The following is a 23,848-nucleotide window of genomic DNA, read 5'->3' on the forward strand; positions in this document are numbered from 1 at the left end:
TAGGGATATGAATGATCTTCTACAAAAACAGAAGCGGTATTTTCGTACAGGGGCGACGCTTTCGTTGTCTTTTCGGCTTGCACAGCTTGCGCGTTTGAAAGAGGTGATTCAAGCGCACGAACAAGCGATTATCGATACATTAGCGAAAGAACTGAATAAATCACCGTTTGAAGCGTATACAACAGAAATCGGTATCGTTTATGAAGAGATTCGCTTTATCACGAAGCGACTGAGCGATTGGATGAAGCCACAACGTGTGCCGACACCGTTGACGCACTTTGGTTCGAAAAGCTACGTATATCCAGAGCCATATGGAGTAAGCCTAATCATTGCGCCGTGGAACTATCCGTTTCAGCTTGCGATCAGTCCACTTATCGGCGCGATTGCGGCAGGAAATTGTGCGGTAGTGAAGCCGTCTGAATATACGCCAGAAATGTCGGCATTGCTGAAAACAATCATTTCAGAAGCGTTTCCAGAGGAGTATGTTGCTGTTGTAGAGGGAGGAGTAGACGTTAGCCAAATGCGCTCAAATGGGTGCGGAAACTATTGAGATGAAAAAGTATTTTTCATGGGTATTTTTTGTTTTTGGAAATAAATTTGAACAAATTACGAAAAAAATTTGACGAAAATGTGACAAGTTTTCATGCAGACAACCTATTTCTTTTTGTATTTCCATGTATTATATAAAAGATGGCGCTTTTCTCGCACGATTTTTGATGTCGAGAAAAGTGTTTTTCTTTTTGTCAATGATTTTGCTTTTTGTTTTCCCCTCAATGCAGTTTCTTCCTTACTTTTTTCGTCACAATTATTTCTACAATACATGTTAAAATCATTTCGATAGTGCTAATACTACAAAGCTAAATAAATGTCGCTCGTTTCGTATTTACTTCCTTGTTCAATGAATCACAATTTTGTTGAGGTGAAAAATGATGAAGCGTTTATTTGTCTTCTTAATTGCGGGACTGCTTCCGCTTCTTGGGGGCTGTGAGATGGTTGTGTTTCAACCGCAAGGACCAGCGGCACGAAGCATTATGGAATTGATTAACTGGTCGATTTGGTGGATGCTTCTTGTTGTTGTCGTTGTCTTTGCTTTGTTTGCTTATATTGTGTGGAAATATCGAGATCGACCTGAGCGTCAAGGGGAGGAGCCGCCTGAAGAACACGGAAGTACGGTGCTTGAAATTGTATGGACGGTAATTCCGATTTTAATCGTTGTTGCGTTAACGATCCCAACTGTGAGAACATTATATGATTTAGAAAAGCCTCCGAAGGGGTACGAAGATCAAGATCCGCTTGTTATTCACGTGACATCAGCGGATTGGAAATGGATTTTTAGCTACCCAGAGCAAAATATTGAAACAGTGAACTACGTCAATATTCCTGTCAATCGTCTCGTGCTATTTAAAATGACTTCCGCATCGACTATGCAGTCATTTTGGGTGCCTGCGTTAGCGGGACAAAAATATACGATGAACAAAATGGAGACAGAATTGTACGTTGTTGCGGAACGTCCTGGTTCGTACGAAGGAAGAAATACAAACTTTAATGGACGTGGGTATGCGCATATGCAATTTGAAGTTTTAGCGCAAACGCCAAAAGAGTTTGACAAATGGGTACAAGAAGTAAAACAAACGGCACCGAAATTAACGAAAGAAAAATATGAAGAGCTGTTATTGCCAACCCATTTAGGACGATTGACGTTTGTTGATACACATTTACAATGGGTAAACCATGCTGATCCGCATTCAAAGACGTACACAAATCCAGAATTATATCGTGGGCATGGATACCAAGGAAAAATTTTTGACGAAAATGATCGACATACATCAAATGTGACAGATGATGAGCAACAAGCTTCTGAAAGCCATAGCGGAGGTGAACATCATGGGCATTAAGTGGAATGAAATATTTGTTGGGGGAGACCCGCTTCTTGTTGGTTCACAAATTGCGATTGTACTGACTGTCGTTGCGATTGTCGTTGGCTTAACGTACTTTAAAAAATGGGGTTGGTTATGGCGTGAATGGTTAACGACCGTCGACCATAAAAAGATCGGGATTATGTACATTTTATCAGGTGTATTGATGTTTTTCCGTGGTGGCATGGACGGGTTGTTAATGAAGGCGCAAACGGCTCGGCCGGAAATGAACTTTTTAGATGCCCAACATTACAATGAAATTTTTACAACCCATGGCGTCATTATGATTTTGTTTATGGCGATGCCGTTTTTGATCGGTTTAATGAACGTCGTCGTTCCGTTGCAAATCGGTGCGCGCGATGTTGCCTTTCCACAATTGAACGCACTTAGCTTTTGGTTGTTTTTTAGCGGGGCGATGTTATTTAACATTTCGTTCGTTGTTGGAGGGTCACCAGATGCAGGGTGGACATCATACTTCCCACTTGCAGGAAAAGAATTTAGCCCAGGCATCGGGAATAACTACTATGCGATTGCGTTACAAATTGCAGGTCTTGGGACGTTAATGACTGGTATTAATTTTATCGTCACGATTTTAAAAATGCGTGCACCGGGCATGACGTTAATGAAAATGCCGATGTTTACGTGGACGACGTTGATTACGTCAATCATTATCGTAGCGGCTTTTCCAATTTTCACAGTCGCTTTAGCATTAATGACGTTTGACCGCTTGTATGGAACACATTTCTTTACACTTTCTTCAGGCGGAAGTGATATGCTTTGGGCAAACTTATTCTGGCTTTGGGGTCATCCAGAAGTATATATTGTTATTTTGCCTGCTTTTGGTATTTTCTCTGAAGTCATTGCGACATTTTCACGAAAAACGTTGTACGGATATACGTCGATGGTCATTTCGATCGTTGGTATTGCGTTTTTAAGTATGATCGTATGGGTACACCATTTTTACACGATGGATGCAGGTCCTGCGGTAAACTCGTTCTTCTCGATTACAACGATGTTAATTGCTGTTCCAACCGGAGTGAAAATTTTCAACTGGCTATTTACGATGCGAAAAGGACGCATTCAATTTACAACAGCGATGTTATGGGCGCTTGCCTTTGTGCCAAACTTCGTCATCGGTGGCGTGACGGGGGTCATGTTGGCGATGGCAGCTGCAGACTATCAGTATCACAACACATTGTTTTTAGTCGCACACTTCCATTACGTGTTAATTCCAGGTGTCGTGTTTGCGGTGTTTGCAGGATTGTATTATTGGTGGCCAAAAATGTTTGGTTTTATGTTAAACGAGAAACTTGGAAAATATCATTTCTGGTTGTTTACGATCGGATTTAACGTCACATTTATGCCGATGTTTTTCCTTGGTTTAAAAGGGGCGGTTCGTCGTGCGTATACGTATTCAGCAGAATCAGGCTTTGCGCCGCTTTTCCTCGTATCTGCGATCGGTTCAATCATTTTAGCGATCGGTTTTGCGGTATTTTGTTATAACATTTATTGGAGCTTCCGTTATGCGAAACGAAATGTTTCCCACGATCCGTGGGATGCGCGTACGCTCGAGTGGATGACAGCATCACCAGTGCAGTTTTATAACTTTGCGGTCGTCCCAGAGGTGAAACAGTTAGACGCGTTTTGGCATATGAAAAAGCGCGGTGAAACGCTCACATTAAAAGAAAGCGACATAAAGAAAATTCATATGCCGAGCAACTCCGGATTGCCGTTTTATATGGGGGTTGTGTTTGGAATTACAGGTTTCTTCCTCGTCTTTGAGGCGCATATCGCGGCAGCTGTTGCGGCAATTGGGATTGTTATTGGGCTTATTATCCGTTCGTTCGATTACAATGACGGTTATTATGTAAGCGTCGATGAAATTAAACAAACAGAGCGCACGTGGAGAAATGTAGAAGGGGGGACGGAAAACCATGTCGGCTAACGTCAATCATTCGCTTCCGCTCGAATATCAGACGGAACAAAACCGTCTCAACATTTTAGGATTTTGGATTTTCCTTGGCGCAGAAATTGTATTATTTGCGACGTTGTTTGCTGTATATGGTGTGTTAGGTAACCGCTATGCCGGTGGCCCAACGCCAAGCGATATTTTTAAGCTGAATGATGTTCTCATTCAAACGTTGCTGTTGTTGACAAGTAGTTTCACATGCGGGTTAGCGGTCTTTTTTATGCGACAACGTAATATGAAGCAAATGCTCGTTTGGTTCGTCATTACCCTTTTATTAGGGGCAGGATTTTTATTTATGGAAATTCGTGAGTTTATTCGTTACGTGCACGAAGGAGCAACGATGCAAACGAGCGCGTTCTTATCAAGCTTTTTCGTTTTGCTTGGCACACACGGAGCGCACGTTACATTCGGGATCATTTGGGCAATCATGCTTATCATCCAGTTGCTCCAACGCGGATTGACGCCAGTTACGGCGAGAAAAATGTTTATTATTAGCTTATATTGGCATTTCCTTGATGTCGTTTGGATCTTTATTTTTACGTTCGTCTATTTAAAAGGGATGGTGGCGTAAATGGAACATAAAAGTAAATATCCCGTTAGTCACGTTGTTGGATTTTTGCTTTCGTTAGTTTTAACGTTTGTCGCCGTATTTGTTGCGTTGAAAATGAACGTATCATATACAATTGTGATGTGGATCATTGGCTCACTCGCGGTCATTCAAGCCGGACTGCAACTATTTATGTTTATGCACGTAACGGAAGGCGAAGACAGAAAAACGAACGTTATTAATATGGCATATTCAGCGTTTGTTGCGATCGTCATTGTCGCAGGATCCATTTGGGTGTTAACATCTGGTCATGCGGCGCACTAAAAAACAACTGGTTACAATCCAGTTGTTTTTTTATACCTGTAAACATGTATATACACGTGTACTTCCATATTTTCTACCATTCTTGTTATAACGGGAAAAGAATAGGGAGGAGGGACGGGTGTGCGTACGTATGAAGAAATGTTGAGAAAGTTGTTTGTTAATTACACCATTGGTTCAATTTTAGCAGTGATTGGTGTCGGTAGCACGTTAATGGTGATGGCTTTAAACATTCGACAAGTAGATTTGCTTATGTTATTGCTCATTCAATTTTTTCTCGTTTTGTGTCATGCTGTTTATTGAACAAGAAAACGGTCAATGGAAACTTGTCGGCATCATTCATGATGAATGGACGACATAACATATACAAAAGGTGTCCGGATAGGGACACCTTTTGTATTACTCACCTTTTAATTGTTTCAATTGTTGCTCGACTTCCGCATCAAACGATTGAGGGGGCAACGTTTGAATGGCTGAGCGAGCTTTTGCTTCTGCTTCAAGTAACATTACTTTTTCTTCCATACGTGCGAAGCCTTTTACGATATGATCGTAACGGAAAGATGTGATCGCCTCATCCATTTGTTTCATCGTTTCAGCGACATAAAAGCGCGTCATTAATTGCATTTGTTTCAATTTTAATTGCTCGTACGTTTCGTACAATTGTTTCACTTTTTCCGTTAAAACGGTTGTTTTTTCTTTTAATGTGTTGTATTGTTGCGTATATAGCTCTAATTTTTTTTCATAGGCGATTTTTTCTTGAAGGGCCATTTTTGCGATTGGCTCTTCATTTTTTTCTACAGCTAATTTTGCTTGGCGAGCCCGCTTTGCGATCATTTCTTCTGCATCTGCGATGAGACGCTCATATTTTTGTTCTAGCACAAACTGTTGTGCCAATGCTTGTTGCGCTTGTTCAAGCTGTTCTTCTAATTCACGAATGTACTGTTTCGTCATGCGAATCGGATCTTCGCATTTGTCAATGATGTCATGTATGTCGGCAAGAACGACATGTTTTACGCGTTTAAAAATGCCCATATCACTTTTCCTCCTTTTGGATTGTTTTTTCCCATTCATCTAAAAAGCTATCGTTTTGAATAGGTGAGACAAATGGTGCAAATTCAGGTGTCGGCTTTGTTTTGTTTTTTAGTAAAACGTACGCTGCAATGATCGCTAAGACGGCGAGCAACGCTTTTGGTAAAAGCGCAATGAGCCCAATTGCCATCAGCGCACCGCCAATCCACTTCCCACCACCGCGCGTCGTTTTCCAAACGATCCATCCGATGATGACTAATGCCAGCTGAAGAAGGAAAGGAATCCATCCGAACATTGGCATGCCGTGTGGTCGCATCATTTGTGGACCGTGATGACCGAACGCGCGATGATGTTTACCCATTCCCATTATGTGTTCTGCTGGCATTCGTCCGCTCCAACCGATGTGCATGAAATAAGTAGCGATGTGCGCGAATACGGCGATGACAACTAGTCCACCGATCAAGAAGAAAACCGTTCGTTTTTTCACATCTATCACCTCCTTCGTTATTTACAGTTTGAATTGTACAAGAGAAAAGAGAAAATTAGGTGAAAAAGAAAAAAACGTGCAACATATTTATGCACGTTTATCATTTGGAAAAGTGATCGTGAATGTCGTTCCTTTGCCAACTTCGCTCTCTACGTGAATGTTTCCTTCATGTGCTTCGACAATCCATTTTGCGATGGAAAGCCCAAGTCCGTGTCCGCCAATTTGTCGTGTCCGCGCTTTGTCTGCACGATAAAATCGGTCAAAAATGCGGGGAAGATGCTCAGGAGCAATTCCAATACCTGTATCAGCCACAGAGATGGTTACTACTTTTCGTTGTTTTATTACGTGTTGAGCTAACGATAAGGAAACTGTTCCGCCTTCAGGTGTATATTTGATGGCATTATCAAGCAAAATGTACAACAGTTGTGTACATTTGTCCTCGTCTCCAACAAATTCAATTTGTTCAGACGCATGAAACTGAAGCGTAATGTTCTTTTTATTTGCAAGCTCTTGTAACGACTGTAACGTACGTTCTGCACATGCACGTAGTTCAAACGGTTTTCTTTCAATTTGTAGCTTTGCATCGTCTGTACGCGCAAGGGTGAGAAGGTTATTAATGAGCTTTGTCATTCGTTTCGTTTCATCCCCTAGACGTTCGATCGTTTTTCGGCTAAATTCATCGGATGTTAATGACGTATCCATTTTTAACGCTTCAACAGAGGAAAAAATGACGCTAAGCGGCGTGCGCAACTCATGGGAAGCATCTGCCACAAATTGACGTTGCCGATTGTAAGCATCTTGAATGGGGATGAGCGCTCGTTTGGACATGAAATAGCTAAAGGCAATAGCGACAGCGATAAATAAGACGCCTAGACTAAGCAAAATAAATGTCGACCATTTGAGCAAGCGAAACATGCTTGTCGCATCCATCCCAACGTATAAAATGCCGATAAGTTGTCGGTCAACAATTACTGGTCGGGCAGCCGTTAATATTTTTAATTCATCCGCACGAAATCGTTTTAACTCATAGCGATGATGGGGGATCGTGACTTCGACATATCTCAATTCGTTTTTTTCTGGCGTCCACGGTTGAAGCGTCGAAAGGAGCAGCGGTCGCAATCCTTTATTCACTTCATCTCCCATCATCAATCGTCCACGTGTATCAATGACGTAAAAAAATAGTTGATCTTCACTTAAAAATATGACGTTTTGATCGCTAGACCACCCGATAAACGATTGCTCTTTTAGCATGTTTTCAATCGTTTGGCCTTCTTGTTCGGCGAGCGTTCGAATGCGTCGCTCTTGGTCATTTGTAATAACGGTATGAATAAGAAAAGAAACAACCGCGATAAAGATGGCTAAAAAAGCAATAAGAATACCGCTATATGTGGCAGTTAATCGCGATTGTGTGCGGCGAAACATATCGGAATGATGAAACAAAGATCGTATACTATTTTTCAATGGTATATCCCACCCCGCGTACCGTTTTAATGAGTTGTTGTTGTTCATCGCCAATTTTTTTACGCAATAGCTTAACGGTTGCGTCAATCGTTTTCATCGATACGTCCGCATCGTATCCCCAAATGCGATCAAGAATAATGTCGCGTGTTAGAACGCGTCCTCTATTTTGTAATAATAAATCAAGTAGTTGAAATTCACGTGGGGTTAATATAATTTGTTCACCATCTTTCAACAGTGTATGGCTTGTACGATTGACTTCAAACGCTCCCCAGCGAACAATTTCTTCTTGAATCGGTGCGAACGTGCGCCGAGACAATGCTTTCAGCCGCGCCATAAGCTCGTCGATTTCAAACGGTTTCACTAAATAATCGTCCGCTCCGGCTTCCAGTCCTTCAACGCGATCTTGAACCGCATCTTTTGCGGTTAACATTAAAATCGCTCCGTGATAACCATGTTTTCTTAAACGTTGACATACGCTCACCCCATCGCTATTTGGCAACATCCAATCTAAAATGATCACATCATAAAACGAAGCGAGGGCATAATCGTAAGCGTCCTCTCCTTCTTGCACCCAGTCAATATGTTCGACTCCTTTTTTCTTCAATAAATGGACAATGAGTTCACCTAAATATATATCGTCTTCAGCAAGCAACACTTTCATCCTCATCACCTTTTTTCTTTCATGATATCAAATGTTGATGAAAAATGAGTGAAAATGAAGAAATGAGATCAGAAAAACAGAAGTGATTAGGAAAAGCGAGGAGTCATTATTTTCTACAAACTTAAATACAAAAGTGCTCGAATACATTTTGCTTGTATTAATCGTAGCGACTGTGATAAAAATTTGGTATGAAATGTTCAAGTAAGCTGGCTCCGTTGAGTCGGCTTTCTTTTGTTCGTTGCAATGGTTGTGAAAATTTGGTATGATGTTAAATGGTGGAAAAATAAAATAAATAGGATGATGGGGATGAAACGAGCACGTATTATTTATAATCCGACGTCGGGAAGGGAAGTATTTAAAAAGCATTTGCCTGATGTACTGATTCGGTTAGAACAAGCAGGATATGAAACGTCATGTCATGCGACAACAGGGGCAGGGGATGCGACAGAGGCGGCGAGAAAAGCGGTCGAACGCGAATTTGACCTTGTTATTGCTGCTGGTGGAGATGGCACGATTAACGAAGTCGTCAACGGGCTAGCTGATGCAGCGTATCGCCCGAACCTCGGCATTATTCCAGTCGGTACGACGAACGATTTTGCCCGCGCGATCGGTGTGCCACGCTCCATAGAAGGAGCATGTGATGTGATCATTCACGGAGAAGCGGTGCCGATTGATATTGGAGCGGTAACGAACGAAGGAAAGACGCATTATTTTGTTAACATTGCTGGTGGCGGACGTTTGACGGAGTTAACGTACGAAGTGCCAAGCAAATTAAAAACAATGCTTGGTCAACTCGCCTATTATTTAAAAGGAATTGAAATGCTTCCTTCCTTGCACCCTGTCCATGTCAAAATCGAGTACGATGGAAAAATGTTTGAAGGGGCTGTCATGCTGTTTCTCGTTTCGCTGACGAACTCGGTCGGTGGTTTTGAAAAACTAGCACCTGATTCATCATTAAATGATGGCATGTTTGATTTAATTATTTTAAAAGAAACGAACTTAGCAGAGTTTATTAAAATTGCGACGCTGGCTCTACGCGGTGAGCATATTCACGATCCGCACATCATTTACACGAAAGCAAATCGAGTCAAAGTATATACGGAAGAAAATATGCAACTCAATTTAGACGGCGAGTATGGCGGAATGCTTCCAGGTGAGTTTGTCAATTTGTATCGTCATATCAACGTATTTGTTCCAAAAGAAAAAGCTGAACAAATGAGAACAGGGGAGTAATCCTGTTCTTTTTTGTTCGATTATGCTAAAATCTTGACAGCATTTTGCGGAAGGTTGCAAGCAATCGTCATCATCCATTATTGGTGAATCATGTTTTTCTCTTAAAACAAGAAGGATTTTCTATGACAACATTAGAATTAAGTTTACAAACATGGATTCCATAAAATAGATGATTGTTTTCATAAATCCTTACGACGATTACATATTTTTGTGAGGAGGGCTTCTAACTCTTATCTAAATTTGTTTATTGGAGGGATTAAATGACGGAGAATCAGTTAAAATGGACCGGTTTTTTTGTAACCGTAATAGGAGTTGTTGGATTGGTTCTCATTTTTTTAGTGTTGATTTTGGAACGTCCTTGGCAGACTCATGGGTAGCAAAGCAAGGCGGAGCGAGTACGGAGCGTTATCATATCATATTAGAAAGTTATATTCATAGCTTTCTCATTGCTGGAAGCATACTATTTGGATTCAGTCTCTTATTCGCTATTTTTACTGAACGGACGATTGGTTTGGTTTTAAGGAGAAAAAGTTGGGGCGCCTGTTTCCTAGGCGTTTTTTTATTTCACAAAAACTGACACGAAAAAAATTACAAAAAAGTGTAGGGCAAACGGCTAATGATTTCGTCTATATAAGTGAAGACAGATAGAAAGGGGGAGAGTGAGATTCAGGACGAAGCATTAATCGCGAAAGCAAGGAAAGGAGACGAGCATGCATTTCGCCTGTTAATCGAGAAATACCGCAATTATTTATTTAAAACGGTGTACTCGATTATTCGCAACGAAAAAGATGCCGAGGATGTTACGCAGGAAGTATTTGTGCGGATTTATCTTTCACTCCCCCGATATCAGTCACAAGGCTTTAAAACATGGATGACGCGCATTGCTGTGAACTACGCGATTGATGTCAAGCGGAAAATGCAGCGGCAGCTTGAAGAAGTAATGGAATCCATTGAGGCCGAAGCCGATGAAAGGGTTGAGGTTTCGGTTATGAAAAAAGAGGAGCGAGAGCGAATCCGCCAACGTCTTGAGGAAATTCCGCTTAACTATCGAGATGTTATTTACGCTTATTACATAGATGAAAAATCGTATCAACAAATTGCGAAAGAACAAAATGTCGAAGTGAAAACGGTCGAGACAAAGCTTTACAGAGCACGCAGCTGGCTAAGAAAGCATTGGAGGGAGGAGGATTTTCAATGAGTCATTACACGAACGAAGAATGGCGGCAGTTCATTTGTGATGTACTGCCAGAGGAAAAAAGAGAGGAAATGGAGAGCCACCTTTATAGTTGTGATCAATGCTTAGCGGTATATATGGAGCTCATTGAAGAAAATGCTTCCGACTTGCCGAATCCTTCCGATGAAGCTGTTTCAGCCGATGTCATCCTTGCACAAGTTGAACAATATAAAAAGCCAAAGCGTACGAAGCAGACACAGACGAAGCAAAAATTGCTTCATTACGGAATTGCCGCTGCGATTACGATTGGGTTTATGTCTTCGGGAATTTTTCAATTAGTCACAAATGTCGGCGTTGTTGGAACAGATTTATCAGAAAACAGGCCGGCCTATACGGAACAATGGATGGATAAAACATTATCATTTCTCGATTGGCTAAAGGTAAATCAAAAGGAGGAAGTGAATAATCGATGAACAAAAATTCGTTAGTTGCGTTCTTTTTATCATTTATCCCTGGTGTTGGGCATTTTTATTTAAATAAAAAAGCAAGGGGAGTGTTTTATAGCTTTTCCTTTTTTGCGCCGATTGTGCTCGCGGTCGGTCTTGTCTTTCTGACATATAGTAGTGAACCGTTGGCGATCGTCCTCTTTTCTTTATTGATTTGGTTGGTCAGTATTTTAGATATGATTCTTACACTCATCAAAAGACAGCCGGAGCATACACTTGTCCAAGGAGAGGTTTTACAGGCAAATCAGGACAACGAGAAGTTTTACACGATTCTTCTTTCCTTCATTCCCGGGCTCGGGCATTTCCGGCTCGGCTTGATGAACCGAGGGTTAACGTTATTAATCAGCTTCTTTGGGCTTATGATCATGATATTTTTTGTAACGGTATTGCTGCATGAAGGCAGTTTCTTAGTTTTTTTAGGAATTTTGCCGATTGTTTGGATTTACAACATGTTTGATGTTGTTCAACAGCTCAATCGAAAACAAAACGGCGAGTCACTGGTCGATCGAACGATTTTCGAAGATTTTGAAGCGAAACGCGAGGATGGAAGGAAAAGCAAAACACTTGCGACTCTCCTTTCGATTTTTCCGGGTGCGGGTCATATGTACCTAGGATTACAGCGCAGAGGCTTGCAGTTAATGGCCGCCTTTTTGCTGGCGATTTATGTGATGGATGTGTTAAGACTGTCTGCCTTTTTCTTCCTTATTCCGCTCATTTGGTTTTACAGCTTTTTTGACGCATTGCAGAAGGCGTCGAAGTATGGCAAAGAAGAGCTTGAGGATCAGCCGATCGTTTCCTACTTTATCAATCATCAAAGATGGGTTGGATTCGGATTATTGTTGTTAGGTCTTTATTATTTGCTTGACAGCATCCTGCTTCCAGCATTTGCTTCGCATCTATCAAAGCTATTACAAATCGATATTTATTACTGGTACAATCAATTTTTCCAAACAACGATCGTTTGCATTTTGTTAATTGGCGGCGGCTTCAAGCTGCTTTTAGGCAGTAAAGAGAAGAAGGAGGGGACGAAATGAGAAAATGGCGCGTTGGGACGGTATCAATGGGAGCCTCTCTTATTTTGCTTGGCATCGTGTTGTTTATTTCTCAATGGGAAGGAATGGGAGCTGCAGACATTTTTGCGAGCTGGTGGCCGTTTCTCTTAGTGTTGCTTGGCGTTGAAATTCTTGTGTATCTTTATTTTTCGAAGCAGGAAAATACATTGATCAAATATGATTTTTTGAGCATCATCTTTATCGGGGTGCTCGGTTCGGTAGCCGTTTTATTTGTATTGCTTTCATCAACAGGAATATGGCAAGAAATTCGCACGGTCGTTAGTGCAGAAACGAAAGTCTTTCACCTGCCGAATGTCCGGCAGTCTGTTTCGCCTGAGATGAAGAGAATTGTCTTACAAACAGGGAGCCAACCGATTGTGATTGAAGGAGGCAGCAACGGTGAAATTCAAATCTTTGGAACATACCAATCTCTTTCAGCCAGCGACATCAAAAAGCAGGAAGATTATGTAGCGATGAATATTGTCGGGGATACGATGTATATTACTATAAAAGAAATGCCGCGGAAGGAAGGACTGTTTCATACGGTGAACGCGATGACCCCGACTGTCGTTATTCCGCAGCATCTTTCTCTCGAAGTACGCGGGAACTATAATTCAGTGCTTCTTTATCCGCGGAAGCTTGCCGCCAATTGGACTGTTTCAAAAGCGGAGGATGTTCAGATTAGCCTTGATAAAAATACAGATATTCTCGTAACAGCTGTGACGCGTGAGAGTTTAGAAGACGGAAATATCGCGTGGCAAAGAGAAAGCGGAGAGACAGAAAAAACGTTGCCGGAGCAAACGTTTAAAGGCAAGGTTCAATTAGGGGACGGAACTCATCATATTTATGTTTTTGATTCACAGCATGCAGCGGTGCATGTGTCAAATTAAGTAACTAAGAACCACCGAGGTGTCAGCGTATTTTTAATGAAAACTTTTGTCCGTTTTTGATATAATATTTCAGCTATAACATCTTTCCTTCTCGGTCGGTGGTTTTGAAAAACTAGCACCTGATTCATCATTAAATGATGGCATGTTTGATTTAATTATTTTAAAAGAAACGAACTTAGCAGAGTTTATTAAAATTGCGACGCTGGCTCTACGCGGTGAGCATATTCACGATCCGCACATCATTTACACGAAAGCAAATCGAGTCAAAGTATATACGGAAGAAAATATGCAACTCAATTTAGACGGCGAGTATGGCGGAATGCTTCCAGGTGAGTTTGTCAATTTGTATCGTCATATCAACGTATTTGTTCCAAAAGAAAAAGCTGAACAAATGAGAACAGGGGAGTAATCCTGTTCTTTTTTGTTCGATTATGCTAAAATCTTGACAGCATTTTGCGGAAGGAGAAAGAAACATGGAAGCACCAGTGGCAAAAAACGAATATTATGATGTCGTATTTGAAGACTTAACACACGACGGTGCAGGCGTGGCAAAAATCGATGGCTTTCCGATTTTTGTCGCGAACGGGCTCCCAGGAGAGAAAGCGAAAATTAAAGTCATTAAAGTAAAAAAAGGCTACGGCTACGGTCGTTTAATTGAATTATATGAGCCAAGCGCAGATCGCGTAGAGGCACCGTGTCCGATTTATAAACAATGCGGCGGATGCCAGCTTCAGCATTTAAGCTATGAAGGACAGCTAAAGGCAAAGCACAAGCATGTGAAAGAAGTGCTTGCGCGCATCGGGAAGATTGAAAATGTCATTGTTCATCCTGTGCTTGGCATGAGCAATCCGTGGCGCTATCGCAATAAGGCGCAAGTGCCCGTCGGTGAGCGCGAAGGCGGACTTGTCGCAGGTTTTTACAAAGAAAGAAGCCACGACATTATCGATATGGACACCTGTTTGATCCAGCAAGAAATGAACGATATCGTCGTGCAAACGGTCAAACAAATTTGCGAGAAGTATAACATCCCAGCCTACAACGAACAAATGCATAAAGGTACTCTCCGTCACATAATGGCTCGCTACGGGGCAACGACGAAAGAAGTGATGGTCGTTTTGATTACACGCACCGAGGAGTTGCCGCATAAAAAGAAAATCGTTCAAGAAATTATTGAAACGGTACCAAATGTGAAGTCGATTATTCAAAACATTAACCCGAAAAAGACGAATGTCATTATGGGTGACGAGACGAAAGTATTGTGGGGAGCCGAATACATTTACGATTACATCGGTGACATTCAATTCGCGATCTCGGCCCGTTCCTTCTATCAGGTGAACCCGGAACAGACGAAAGTGCTGTATGAAAAGGCGCTCGAATATGCGGAGTTAACAGGTGAAGAAACCGTCATTGACGCTTACTGCGGCATTGGAACAATTTCTCTCTTCTTGGCGAAAAAAGCAAAAAAAGTGTACGGTGTCGAAGTCGTTCCAGAAGCGATTGAGGACGCAAAAAGAAACGCTGCATTAAACGGAATGACGAATGTGGAATTTGCGGTCGGAGAGGCCGAAGTCGTCATTCCGAAATGGTACGAGCAAGGAGTAAAAGCGGACTGCATTGTCGTCGACCCACCGCGCAAAGGCTGCGATGAATCCTTGCTGCAAACGATTATCGCCATGAAGCCAAAGCGGGTGGTGTACGTATCCTGCAACCCGGCCACACTCGCACGAGATTTGCGCATCCTCGAAGACGGCGGGTATAAGACACTCGAAGTGCAGCCGGTCGACATGTTTCCGCATACGAATCATGTGGAGTGTGTGGCGAAACTAACCTTGAAATTGTACACTCAAAATAAACTCGTTCCACTGAAAAAATAATCGTTCATCATGAGAAATAAAGTCGGAATTTGGATGATATTTACTGGAAAAAGAAATCATTCTTTTCCCGCTCCTCATTTGGAAAAGAGGGGGAGAAAAGAAGAAGGAGAATCATTGAGAGATCAAGGGAAAAAGGATCAAGAGGAGAGAAAAACAAGAGGGAAGAAGCGGGAGAAATCATCCATTCTTCCCTTTTTCTTTTTCCAAAAATCGAAATAAAGTGGGATGATTTTAAGGAAAAAATCGGGAAAAAAACGGAGAAAAAAATCGCAAAAATCGGGGGAGGAATGAACGAGTTTATTTCAAATGTAAATAAATGGGGACGTAATAATAAGGGGTGGAGCGGGGAAGGGAGGAACGAGTTTATTAGGAATTTACATAGTTACATTGAAAAAAGCGAGGAATTGTTGATCGATTTTTTGAGAAATTTAGGGTATTTGAAAATAGTGGAACTTGCCCTATAATTTTATATGGATATCACAAACAGAGGAGGAATGTTTATGAATAAAGTAAAGTATGTAGTGATGACTTTACTAGCCATTGTGCTCTTTTTCCCGCTCGCTTATGCGTCTGCCAACACTCCAACGCTTTACGTGAATAACAAGGCCGTTCCTGCGAAAGAAGGCAAGCCGTACATGATTCAGCAATCGGCATATGTTCCGCTAAAAGCGGTGGTTACACGTATGGGAGGAACGATGTCTTATGACAAAAGCACATTGACGGCTACGGTTCGGTTAAAAGATAAAACGACCATTAAATTTCAAGCAGGAAAATCTCACGCGGTCATAAATGGAAAAGCGCGTTACTTGGTGTGGAAAACAGAAAAAGGGGTCAAATATCCGACAAGTCATGCATCACAAATTCGAAATGGCGTGTTTTACGTTCCAGCACAATTTCTTCGTGATGAAATGAAGTACCCACTTGAAGTGAAGCGTGTAAATGGGAGAACTGTTGTATATGTTGGACAATTGCCAAAGCAAACGACAAAGCCAGCAACACCAACAAAACCTGTGACTGATCCCGATGAAAAGGCAAAACAAGAATTTTTAAAGACATGGACACCGCCAAAAATTCAGTCAAAAATGACGAAAGACCCGATCAAAAACATGGAAATTTTAGATCGGGAGTTGGGATTCTTTAGATATGATGATACTAGCAAGGCGGCTGTTTACAGCCCGTTCGGGAAAGGTTCTTCAGCCCCGTGGTCTTTTGGGGTAAGTGAAGATACGGGTATTCCAGGTGTAGATTTGAAGATTGTGATTAGTCGTTGGAACGGAAATCGTTGGAATCCAGAGTTTTATAAAACTCCGTTCATTATGAAGGAGGTCTTGAAATTTTATGAAATTCCAGGGCTTTATGAAATATTAGAAAAGGGCTATTCTGGAAAGGATGTGGATCAATATTTAGATAAACCATTGCGGATGGGAGATCGAATGGTGACAATTTCAAACCCTAGAGAACAAGTTATCATTAAGGTGAAATTTTTGAAGTAATCAAAAGAAGGGAAGATTTCCCTTCTTTTTTTATTTTTTATTATTTTTCGTTTTTTTTTGTATAATATTTAAAATTTTTTAGGTTAGGTGAGGTGATGGGATGGCAAAAAGAAAGTTTTTATTAGCTAGCTTCCTTTTTTTTAGTTTTTACTTTTCGAATTATGATGATTCATTTGCATCTGGTTTCGGGGAAGATGAAAAAACCATCTACCACTACGACGAACGATCAAGTACATTAGATGCACCAGCGTATATCACGTTCAACCCCAATTATCGAACAAAAGATGGGAGACAAAGTCCGCAATATCGGTTTTACGGAGGCAATAAAAAGTTTTGGGAGGAATTTCATTGGAATGAGTTCCATTGGTATTCCATTGTGCCAAGAAAAAATCCAAAAGCAGACGATATGAATATGAAGAATATGTTAGAAAACAATCAAGAAGAATTAGGATGTAATGGAGCTTATTTGGTCAGCAGTTCGGACTGTAACTTAAAAAAAGGACGTCAAGACCCTCGAACTCGTCAGTTTATGGGGAACAATTCGGGAACGACATTGATTACAGTTGGTCCGTATAAAGGGAAATATTACGAATGGCGTTATTTAGGATATACGCCAGATGGAGAACCTGTGGACAATCCTTTTTTCCCAGATGATTATACCGTTCAGAATACGCAATGGTACAAAAGAAATTGGCAGACGCTTAATGAAGTGTCGGAGTATATTGAAGAAACGAGATATGATATAGAACGAGAAAAAAAATCAAATGGATCAAAGAAAAACTTTTGCCAGCGAATCCAGGACTCATTCATCCTAACCGAACACTTCAACAAAATGCAGAGTTTTATGCGAAAGTTTTTTCTGTTCGTTCGAATCCCGACATTTCTACGGGTATTGTGACGGGATGGCATAAGCGGCCTGATGGCAGTTTGCGATATGTTTCGTTTGTTATGAAAAAACCTGTCAAACCGAATCTTCGTCTTGTTGAATTTAATGTGTACTTGAAGAAAGACACAAATGGAGACGGAGTTGACGATTTAACATTAATTGCGTGGTCTAAACGAAATCCAAACAACGACAATGATATTAAGGAAACGAGAAAGATGTTGTATGGAAAGGTATCAAGAGGTCAAACATATGTATTTACAGCTAAAGTGAAAAATATGAAAACAGGGGCAAATCGAAACACGAAACATCAACCGATCACGCTAGATCATATGTATGCGTTTGATGAACAGGCGTTGAAATTCAATGAGTATTCGGTTGTTTTTGAAGATTCGGAAGGGGCTAGACCAACTTCTCCTAAAAGTGTAATCAACTACAGAGAAACGGTTGAGTTTAAGTGGGAGTATACTGTTCCGCTCCATGTGCGGAAAAAGTTTTTGGTTGCAGCAGATATTCCGATTGGTTTCTTTGAAAAAGGTGACAACATTTTTCGGGGAGACGACAAGACAGAGTTTATCTTTAATGTCGAACAAGAGGACATTGGTCTTGTCAATCGTGTCGAGTTGATTGACATGGTGACGCGACAAGTTACGACAGATGTCGTCCCAGGACGCACATATACTCTCCGTTATTTTGTAAAGAAATTTAAAGGAAATGTTCCTGTTGGCAATCCCAACAACCCAAGCAGAAATCCATTTGCTTCTATTGACGTGTTAGTAAGTGATTTAGTTTCTACGGAAAGAGGATTGGCAGATCAACGAGCAACAAGGACGTTGAGAAGGTCGGGAGATGTCGTGACCATTGAAGTTCCGAATGCGATTACGGCTAGGGGTCCATGCATCTTCACAAGATTTGTCTTGAATGAAAAACATAGAAGAAATGGTCAAAGTACAGACTTTTCAAATGATGGACCGATCGAAAGAAGAATTTGTTCAGACATAAACATTAGTGTAAAAAATCTTTTAGTGAAGCCGCAAACGGTGAAATTGCCATATGGCACAAATTCGTCAAGAGAATCACTCTCGTTCTCGTTTGATGTAACGAACTACAATAAGGAAGGACAAACAAAAGACATTCCGTTTGTTATCTATAAACAAGGAACGGTATTGCATCGAGGAACGGTAGTAGTTCCAGCAAACAAAACGATCACACATTCCGTCCATGTTTCAGATGTTCCACTTTCTGTTGGTAATGAAACGTTTTATGTCGAAGTAAACTATCCAAATCCGACAAGAAGATGGGTTGAGTATTTGAGTAGCGGCGCTGATCCGTATGCGGACAATATTGCGAAAAACAGCATTTTAGTAGAAAGAAACGAGACACCTGTCGCTGAATGTCGTTTGACGCACACTAGAAACGATTGGACAACGAGATACTATCTATATGAGTGGTATGGAGAGAGAGAATATTATTGGGTGCCAGGATGGTGGGAGTATGATAATAGAGGAAGACGTGTTCGTTGGCATGATGGATATTGGAGTAGTTATTGCGTAACGAAATGGACACGATCTTGGACGGAAGATGTTTCGCATTATGAAACGTATCGAGTGAAACACATTTGGTTCAAGAGTAAGGTGACAAAAGACGAAGGGCAAGAATGGGTTGACGTATTGAATGGTGGAATTGCAAAAGTTCGTGCTGGTTATGGTTTTGAGTTGAAAATTGTAGTGGAATATGTGACGACGACAAGATCGAGAGCACCAAGACCGTGGCAAAACGATTGTAGTGGATTGAGCGTTACGCCTTCTTGGAGCAGAAACGACATGCCGCGTGTCGTGACATTGACGATGCCATATTCAGATAGAAATGGGGAAAAGTTTCGATACAATCTAACGCCAACGAGAGTGTCGGGGGATTGGGACGATCAAGAAATCACGTATGAGTTGCCAGAGCGTAGTGCGTTCAATATTAAAACATCGAGAGAAATCTATGTCAACGAACGTGCGAAAAACGGAACTTATGTATTGCAGGTAGATACAATGCCTTTCTATGGAACGTATGATAAACCTCCTGTTAATAAAAACATGCTTGTCTTTCTTTTTTGCTTGATTGTCTTTTGCTAATTGTTTGTTAGTTATTTATTAATTCCTTGTTATCTTCTCATTATTTTTACTATACGTTGCCATTCGTTATTTAATAAATATTAATTAATTTTTTATTAGTTATTTATTAGTGGTCTTTAATTTGTTAATATTTTATTAATCATTACGTAATCGCTTGTTTGTTATTAATTATTTATTATTTGCTTAATATCTTTTTGTTAATGCAGTGCATGTTACTTATTGTTTATCTTTGCGTTTCTAAAAAATACAACTCCTTTCGTTTCATATTTTGCTTTTGTTTTTAGTATAAGATCGTGTAGGGAAAAAAATAGGATGCCTATGGCGATGATGAAAGGAGAGGATGTGTGGACGAGGTTGAGTGTTTCTATATAAGTTGAATTAAAGATTTACAACTGAACACACAAACGATCGATCGTTTGTTCTGGTTTCTGGTTGATTCGCTGAATAAAGGCTTGGACATTCTTTCTAATTTCTTGCACACTCGAATAGAACACGTTGTAAATCACGTCTGATTTCAGCCATTTCCATAGCCCTTCAATCAAGTTCAATTGCGGACTGTATGGTGGCAAAAAGACGAGCTCTAACCGATCTTCGTGTTCTTTTAAAAATGGCTGAATGAGTTTGGCATGGTGAATTCGAGCGTTATCTAAAATCATCACTATTTTGCCTGTGGGATAGCGTTCTAACACAAGTTGAAGAAATCGAAGAAATGTTTCCGCGTCATAGCGTTCTTCTTCGATGCAAAACACTTCCCCTGTTTCGTAGTTCAACGTGCCAATCAGCTTCAGCCCTTGATGTTTTCCAAACGTCGGAATGATTCGTTGTTTTCCTTTGACAAACCATGTTTTTTGAATCGCTTGGTAATCACGAATCATCGACTCATCTTGAAAGAGGACATGGGCGATGTTCCCATCTACCAGTTTTTTTTTTACTTCAGGGAAGGTGATTTCGACGAATTCTTTCTGTTTCTCTTCATCGGCATTGGCTAGTGTATAGGTCGGTTTCGTATAGCTTAGCCCTAACCGATGCAGAATGTCACTTGTTCCGCGAAGCGTGTATGTTGGCCCCCACTTTTGTTGAATGAGTTCAGCGATTATCGCAAGCGTCCAATTATATTTTGCTTCGAATCCCACATCTACGGGGAGCTGATGTTCAATGATCAAAGCCAGCTCTTTTTCCTGCTCAGGGGTCAATCGACGTGGGGCTGTACTTCTATTTTGCAATAAACAAAATACATTGTGTATAATAGTTTCGGGAATAGTACTATTGTTCTAATTTTTCAATGAACACTTTTTGGGGGAGGTTTACTATGATAGGCCAGGTGGACTTTTTTGAAGAACTTAAAAAAAATGGTATCACTATTAATGAAGAACAAAGAAGAACCATACAAAATAAGATAAACTCAGTATTGAGCTACGAACCGAAGATAGACCCCCATGCCGAAAAAAATTCGGCACCATCGGAAGGATGAAAACGAATATTGTCGAAATATCTCCTTGCAGCTGGGGTCATGAGGTCGATGTATCTATGGTACGCAAGAGTCCGAAAGATAGACGGACCCCAGTAGCCTGGTGCACCACGGAATGTCGCTCCCGAGTTGGGAAGCACGCAGGATAGAATGCTTCGTCATAGGCTACTGCACCAGCTGAAGATGAAATGAAGCAGGGAGGGAAAGCGATGAAGGTATTATATGAACGTTGTTGTGGAGTAGACGTGCATAAAAAATCCATTACCGCTTGTACCATCACCCCTGAAGGAAAAGAAATACGAACATTCGGTACCATGACCGATGAATTGCTGGAGTTTGTGAACTGGTTGAAAGAAAAAGGGGTGACGCACGTGGCGATGGAATCGACAAGCGTGTACTGGAAACCGTTGTACAATTTGCTCGAACTCGAACAAATCGAAACGCTTGTCGTCAATGCCCGGCATATTAAAGCGGTTCCTGGACGGAAGACGGATATGAAGGATGCCGAGTGGATCGCCAACTTGCTTCGCCATGGATTGTTGAAAGGAAGTTATATTCCGGACCGAGCCCAACGAGAACTGCGAGAACTCGTTCGATATCGTCGCAGTTTGATCGAAGAAAGAGCGCGGGAATTGAATCGGATTCAAAAAGTATTGGAAGGAGCGAACATCAAGTTGTCGTCCGTTGTTTCCGATATCAATGGGGCATCGGCACGAAAAATGATTCGTGCGTTGATCGAAGGGAAAAACGATCCGATGGTCATCGCTCAGCTCGCAAAAGGGAAATTGAAACAAAAAGTGGAAGAACTCCAGCGCGCATTACACGGGGTAATCGGCCCTCATCAACGGATGATGTTAGCCGAACAATGGCGGCATGTGGAATACCTAGATGAAGCGATTGCGCGATTAGATCAGGAGATCGAGGAGAGAACGCGCCCTTTTGAAGAAGCGCTGGAGCTCTTAGATACGATTCCGGGAGTCGGGCGGCAAAGTGCGGAACAAATTTTGGCGGAAATCGGAACCGATATGAGTCGCTTTGCATCAGCGAGCCATCTGGCATCGTGGGCAGGCATGGCACCAGGAAACTACGAGAGTGCGGGGAAACGGTTATCAAGCCGAACGAGGAAAGGGAACAAGAAGCTGAGAGCGTGTTTAGTAGAATGTGCCCGTGCCGCCGCGAGAAAGAAGGATACGTATTTATCCGCGAAATATCACCGCATAGCCGCAAGAAGAGGGGCGAATCGAGCGAGTATGGCAGTTGGACGAACGATATTAGAAATCATCTATTACCTGTTAACTCGGAAGGAACCGTATAAAGAATTAGGGGCAGACTATTGGGATCGTCAACGGGAAGCAAAGATCGTGCGTCAAACGGTGAAGAAATTAGAGGGGTTAGGGTACGAAGTGAAGTTAGAAAAAGTGGGTGCATAAGGGAATTAAACCATATATAAACTTTAATACCTTCCTTTGGAAATTATATTCCAAAGGCTAGGTGGGGGTTGTTTTTTGCCAAATTTTGTTTTCAGGATAGATACACCCATGTCAGGCACACTAAAAAGAGCCTCAAGGAAACACTTGAGGCTTAGTTTGTTAACAAGCTAATCCATATTGTTAGAACTTTGGTAGCGCCTCTACCGCATCAGCGAGATCGCTGTAGCTATCTTTTAAGTATCTGGACGTCGTGGCGATATTGCTGTGACCGGCAAGCCGCCGCACTTTCTCGATATCGTTGTTCGTCGCCTTTAGCATCCACTTGCAAAACGTATGTCGGAACATATGTGGAGTTAATTTTTTATTCGGCAGGCTGTAGCTTTCGATCATTCGCTGAATGCCTCGGACCGAAAACTTCGGCGAGCGTTGGCTGTAAAAGACGTATGGCGATGCGGCCATATGCGGTTTCTTTTTCGCCATTTCCGCACGAAACTTCAGCCAATCCTCAAGTTCCGCCAGTAGGATGTTTGAGATCGGTACGGTCCGGACCTTCATTCCCTTCCCCACGATCCGAATTCGTTTCATCTCTAAATCTAAGTCCGTCAATTTTAAGTTTGATAACTCCTCTACTCGCAATCCTGCATAGGTAAGCAGGTACACCACTGCACGGTCCCGACGATATTTCTCTTCAGGATCGACTCCCCGGCTTTGCACCGGTTTTTTCCGCATCCGATGCAATAAGTCCTCGAATTCTTCTTCTGTGAGCCACATGATTTTTTCGTTATCTTCATCGGCTGATTTTAAATCCTGGATGTCTTTCATTGGGTTCTGTTCAATCTTATGGTGTTCCACCGCCCACGCATAGAAGCTTCGCAGCGAATTCAGACGGCGATTGATCGTAGAGATAGCCAACGGTTTCCCTTCTACCGGATTCAACATTTGCTGAATCCATTTGCGAATGTCGGCCGACGTAACGTAATCGCCTGGACGAAGATGCAAGTCTTTCAAAAACTGATTCACGTCATTGAGATAGGAGATCACGGTGTTAGGAGAAAATCCCTTCTCTTGCAAATACGTTTCATATTCGTGCAGCATCTTTTTCATCCTTTCACTTATACGACGAGTTTAAAAGGGTTCGAAGAGCAAAAAATCGATTGAAAAAATAATATTATATGACGAGTATATCATAAAAAAGAATCAATTGTTAGACATATAATGTGAATTATATGATTAGTTTAATCGCATAAAAAGTAGAATGAAAGATAAAGTAGGGAAATTATGTGGTGAATAATTGTAAAAAATAATGTAAATTTATTGAATTATAAAAAAAC

General features: G+C 41.4%; 21 protein-coding genes and 3 pseudogenes. 18 read left to right on the forward strand and 6 right to left on the reverse strand.

Features of this window, described 5'->3' with window-relative positions:
• Positions 1–7: 7 nt before the first annotated feature.
• From NSQ23_RS01620 to NSQ23_RS01645, 6 genes and pseudogenes are all read left to right on the forward strand, one after another.
• Positions 8–520, forward strand: a pseudogene (locus NSQ23_RS01620) (aldehyde dehydrogenase family protein); the annotation flags it as partial.
• Positions 521–929: 409 nt separating this feature from the next.
• Positions 930–1,895, forward strand: a complete 966-nt coding sequence (gene qoxA / locus NSQ23_RS01625; RefSeq protein ID WP_339172460.1) for a cytochrome aa3 quinol oxidase subunit II — start codon at positions 930–932, stop codon at positions 1,893–1,895.
• A complete protein-coding gene (gene qoxB / locus NSQ23_RS01630; protein ID WP_339172462.1) occupies positions 1,885–3,861 on the forward strand; it encodes a cytochrome aa3 quinol oxidase subunit I in 1,977 nt (658 codons plus the stop codon). The genes qoxA and qoxB overlap by 11 nt, the downstream gene beginning before the upstream one ends.
• The gene (gene qoxC / locus NSQ23_RS01635) at positions 3,851–4,456 is read left to right on the forward strand and encodes a cytochrome aa3 quinol oxidase subunit III (protein ID WP_339172464.1); all 606 of its coding nucleotides are present in this window, start codon (positions 3,851–3,853) and stop codon (positions 4,454–4,456) included. The genes qoxB and qoxC overlap by 11 nt, the downstream gene beginning before the upstream one ends.
• On the forward strand, positions 4,457–4,756 hold the full coding sequence (qoxD, locus tag NSQ23_RS01640; RefSeq protein ID WP_128999434.1) for a cytochrome aa3 quinol oxidase subunit IV: 300 nt from the start codon (positions 4,457–4,459) through the stop codon (positions 4,754–4,756).
• Between the two features lie 120 nt (positions 4,757–4,876).
• Positions 4,877–5,056 carry a hypothetical protein gene (locus NSQ23_RS01645; protein ID WP_339172466.1) on the forward strand — a complete coding sequence of 60 codons (180 nt, stop codon included), beginning with the start codon at positions 4,877–4,879 and terminating at the stop codon, positions 5,054–5,056.
• A 96-nt stretch (positions 5,057–5,152) separates the two neighbouring features.
• Here the strand turns inward: NSQ23_RS01645 and NSQ23_RS01650 are convergent, their stop codons facing one another.
• The 4 genes from NSQ23_RS01650 to NSQ23_RS01665 all read right to left on the reverse strand — a co-directional run bounded on the left by NSQ23_RS01650 (position 5,153) and on the right by NSQ23_RS01665 (position 8,391).
• Positions 5,153–5,785: a PspA/IM30 family protein gene (locus NSQ23_RS01650; RefSeq protein WP_339172469.1), complete on the reverse strand. Its 633-nt coding sequence runs from the start codon at positions 5,783–5,785 to the stop codon at positions 5,153–5,155.
• 1 nt (position 5,786) lies between these two features.
• Complete coding sequence (locus NSQ23_RS01655; protein WP_339172471.1) at positions 5,787–6,269, reverse strand: hypothetical protein; 483 nt, start codon at positions 6,267–6,269, stop codon at positions 5,787–5,789.
• Positions 6,270–6,356: 87 nt separating this feature from the next.
• Positions 6,357–7,730 (reverse strand): ATP-binding protein, encoded by a 1,374-nt coding sequence (locus NSQ23_RS01660; protein WP_004888826.1) that lies wholly within the window; start codon positions 7,728–7,730, stop codon positions 6,357–6,359.
• Positions 7,720–8,391, reverse strand: a complete 672-nt coding sequence (locus NSQ23_RS01665; RefSeq protein WP_064214464.1) for a response regulator transcription factor — start codon at positions 8,389–8,391, stop codon at positions 7,720–7,722. Before NSQ23_RS01665 ends, NSQ23_RS01660 begins: the two co-directional genes overlap by 11 nt.
• A 306-nt stretch (positions 8,392–8,697) precedes the next feature.
• Here NSQ23_RS01665 and NSQ23_RS01670 point away from each other — a divergent pair, with 306 nt between their 5' ends.
• The 11 genes and pseudogenes from NSQ23_RS01670 (at position 8,698) to NSQ23_RS01720 (ending at position 19,619) form a co-directional block, all read left to right on the forward strand.
• Complete coding sequence (locus tag NSQ23_RS01670) at positions 8,698–9,624, forward strand: diacylglycerol kinase (RefSeq protein ID WP_004888827.1); 927 nt, start codon at positions 8,698–8,700, stop codon at positions 9,622–9,624.
• A gap of 634 nt (positions 9,625–10,258) precedes the next feature.
• On the forward strand, positions 10,259–10,822 hold the full coding sequence (locus tag NSQ23_RS01675) for a sigma-70 family RNA polymerase sigma factor (protein WP_064214462.1): 564 nt from the start codon (positions 10,259–10,261) through the stop codon (positions 10,820–10,822).
• Entirely contained in the window at positions 10,819–11,271 is a 453-nt protein-coding gene (locus NSQ23_RS01680) for a hypothetical protein (protein ID WP_064214461.1), read from the forward strand. Before NSQ23_RS01675 ends, NSQ23_RS01680 begins: the two co-directional genes overlap by 4 nt.
• Positions 11,268–12,338 carry a hypothetical protein gene (locus tag NSQ23_RS01685; protein ID WP_192949547.1) on the forward strand — a complete coding sequence of 357 codons (1,071 nt, stop codon included), beginning with the start codon at positions 11,268–11,270 and terminating at the stop codon, positions 12,336–12,338. Before NSQ23_RS01680 ends, NSQ23_RS01685 begins: the two co-directional genes overlap by 4 nt.
• Positions 12,335–13,246: a hypothetical protein gene (locus tag NSQ23_RS01690; RefSeq protein WP_339172478.1), complete on the forward strand. Its 912-nt coding sequence runs from the start codon at positions 12,335–12,337 to the stop codon at positions 13,244–13,246. Before NSQ23_RS01685 ends, NSQ23_RS01690 begins: the two co-directional genes overlap by 4 nt.
• Positions 13,247–13,328: 82 nt before the next feature.
• Positions 13,329–13,655, forward strand: a pseudogene (locus NSQ23_RS01695) (diacylglycerol kinase); the annotation flags it as partial.
• 64 nt (positions 13,656–13,719) lie between these two features.
• Positions 13,720–15,120: a 23S rRNA (uracil(1939)-C(5))-methyltransferase RlmD gene (rlmD, locus tag NSQ23_RS01700; protein ID WP_339172480.1), complete on the forward strand. Its 1,401-nt coding sequence runs from the start codon at positions 13,720–13,722 to the stop codon at positions 15,118–15,120.
• A 29-nt stretch (positions 15,121–15,149) separates the two neighbouring features.
• Complete coding sequence (locus NSQ23_RS01705) at positions 15,150–15,584, forward strand: hypothetical protein (RefSeq protein ID WP_339172483.1); 435 nt, start codon at positions 15,150–15,152, stop codon at positions 15,582–15,584.
• Between the two features lie 36 nt (positions 15,585–15,620).
• A complete protein-coding gene (locus NSQ23_RS01710) occupies positions 15,621–16,613 on the forward strand; it encodes a copper amine oxidase N-terminal domain-containing protein (protein WP_339172486.1) in 993 nt (330 codons plus the stop codon).
• Positions 16,614–16,713: 100 nt separating this feature from the next.
• On the forward strand, positions 16,714–17,511 hold the full coding sequence (locus NSQ23_RS01715; RefSeq protein WP_339172488.1) for a hypothetical protein: 798 nt from the start codon (positions 16,714–16,716) through the stop codon (positions 17,509–17,511).
• Positions 17,512–17,561: 50 nt separating this feature from the next.
• The gene (locus NSQ23_RS01720; RefSeq protein WP_339172491.1) at positions 17,562–19,619 is read left to right on the forward strand and encodes a hypothetical protein; all 2,058 of its coding nucleotides are present in this window, start codon (positions 17,562–17,564) and stop codon (positions 19,617–19,619) included.
• 386 nt (positions 19,620–20,005) lie between these two features.
• On the opposite strand, the pseudogene NSQ23_RS01725 reads toward NSQ23_RS01720, so the two are convergent.
• A pseudogene (locus NSQ23_RS01725) lies at positions 20,006–20,824 on the reverse strand (IS630-like element ISBs2 family transposase); the annotation flags it as partial.
• 472 nt (positions 20,825–21,296) lie between these two features.
• Between NSQ23_RS01725 and NSQ23_RS01730 the strand changes: the two are divergent.
• The gene (locus tag NSQ23_RS01730; protein WP_021094661.1) at positions 21,297–22,517 is read left to right on the forward strand and encodes an IS110 family transposase; all 1,221 of its coding nucleotides are present in this window, start codon (positions 21,297–21,299) and stop codon (positions 22,515–22,517) included.
• 180 nt (positions 22,518–22,697) lie between these two features.
• Here NSQ23_RS01730 and NSQ23_RS01735 read toward each other — a convergent pair whose 3' ends face one another.
• On the reverse strand, positions 22,698–23,612 hold the full coding sequence (locus NSQ23_RS01735) for a tyrosine-type recombinase/integrase (RefSeq protein ID WP_339172494.1): 915 nt from the start codon (positions 23,610–23,612) through the stop codon (positions 22,698–22,700).
• Between the last annotated feature and the right edge of the window lie 236 nt (positions 23,613–23,848).

The sequence above is a fragment of the Anoxybacillus sp. FSL W8-1294 genome (assembly GCF_037965005.1).
Classification (GTDB): domain Bacteria; phylum Bacillota; class Bacilli; order Bacillales; family Anoxybacillaceae; genus Anoxybacillus; species Anoxybacillus flavithermus_G.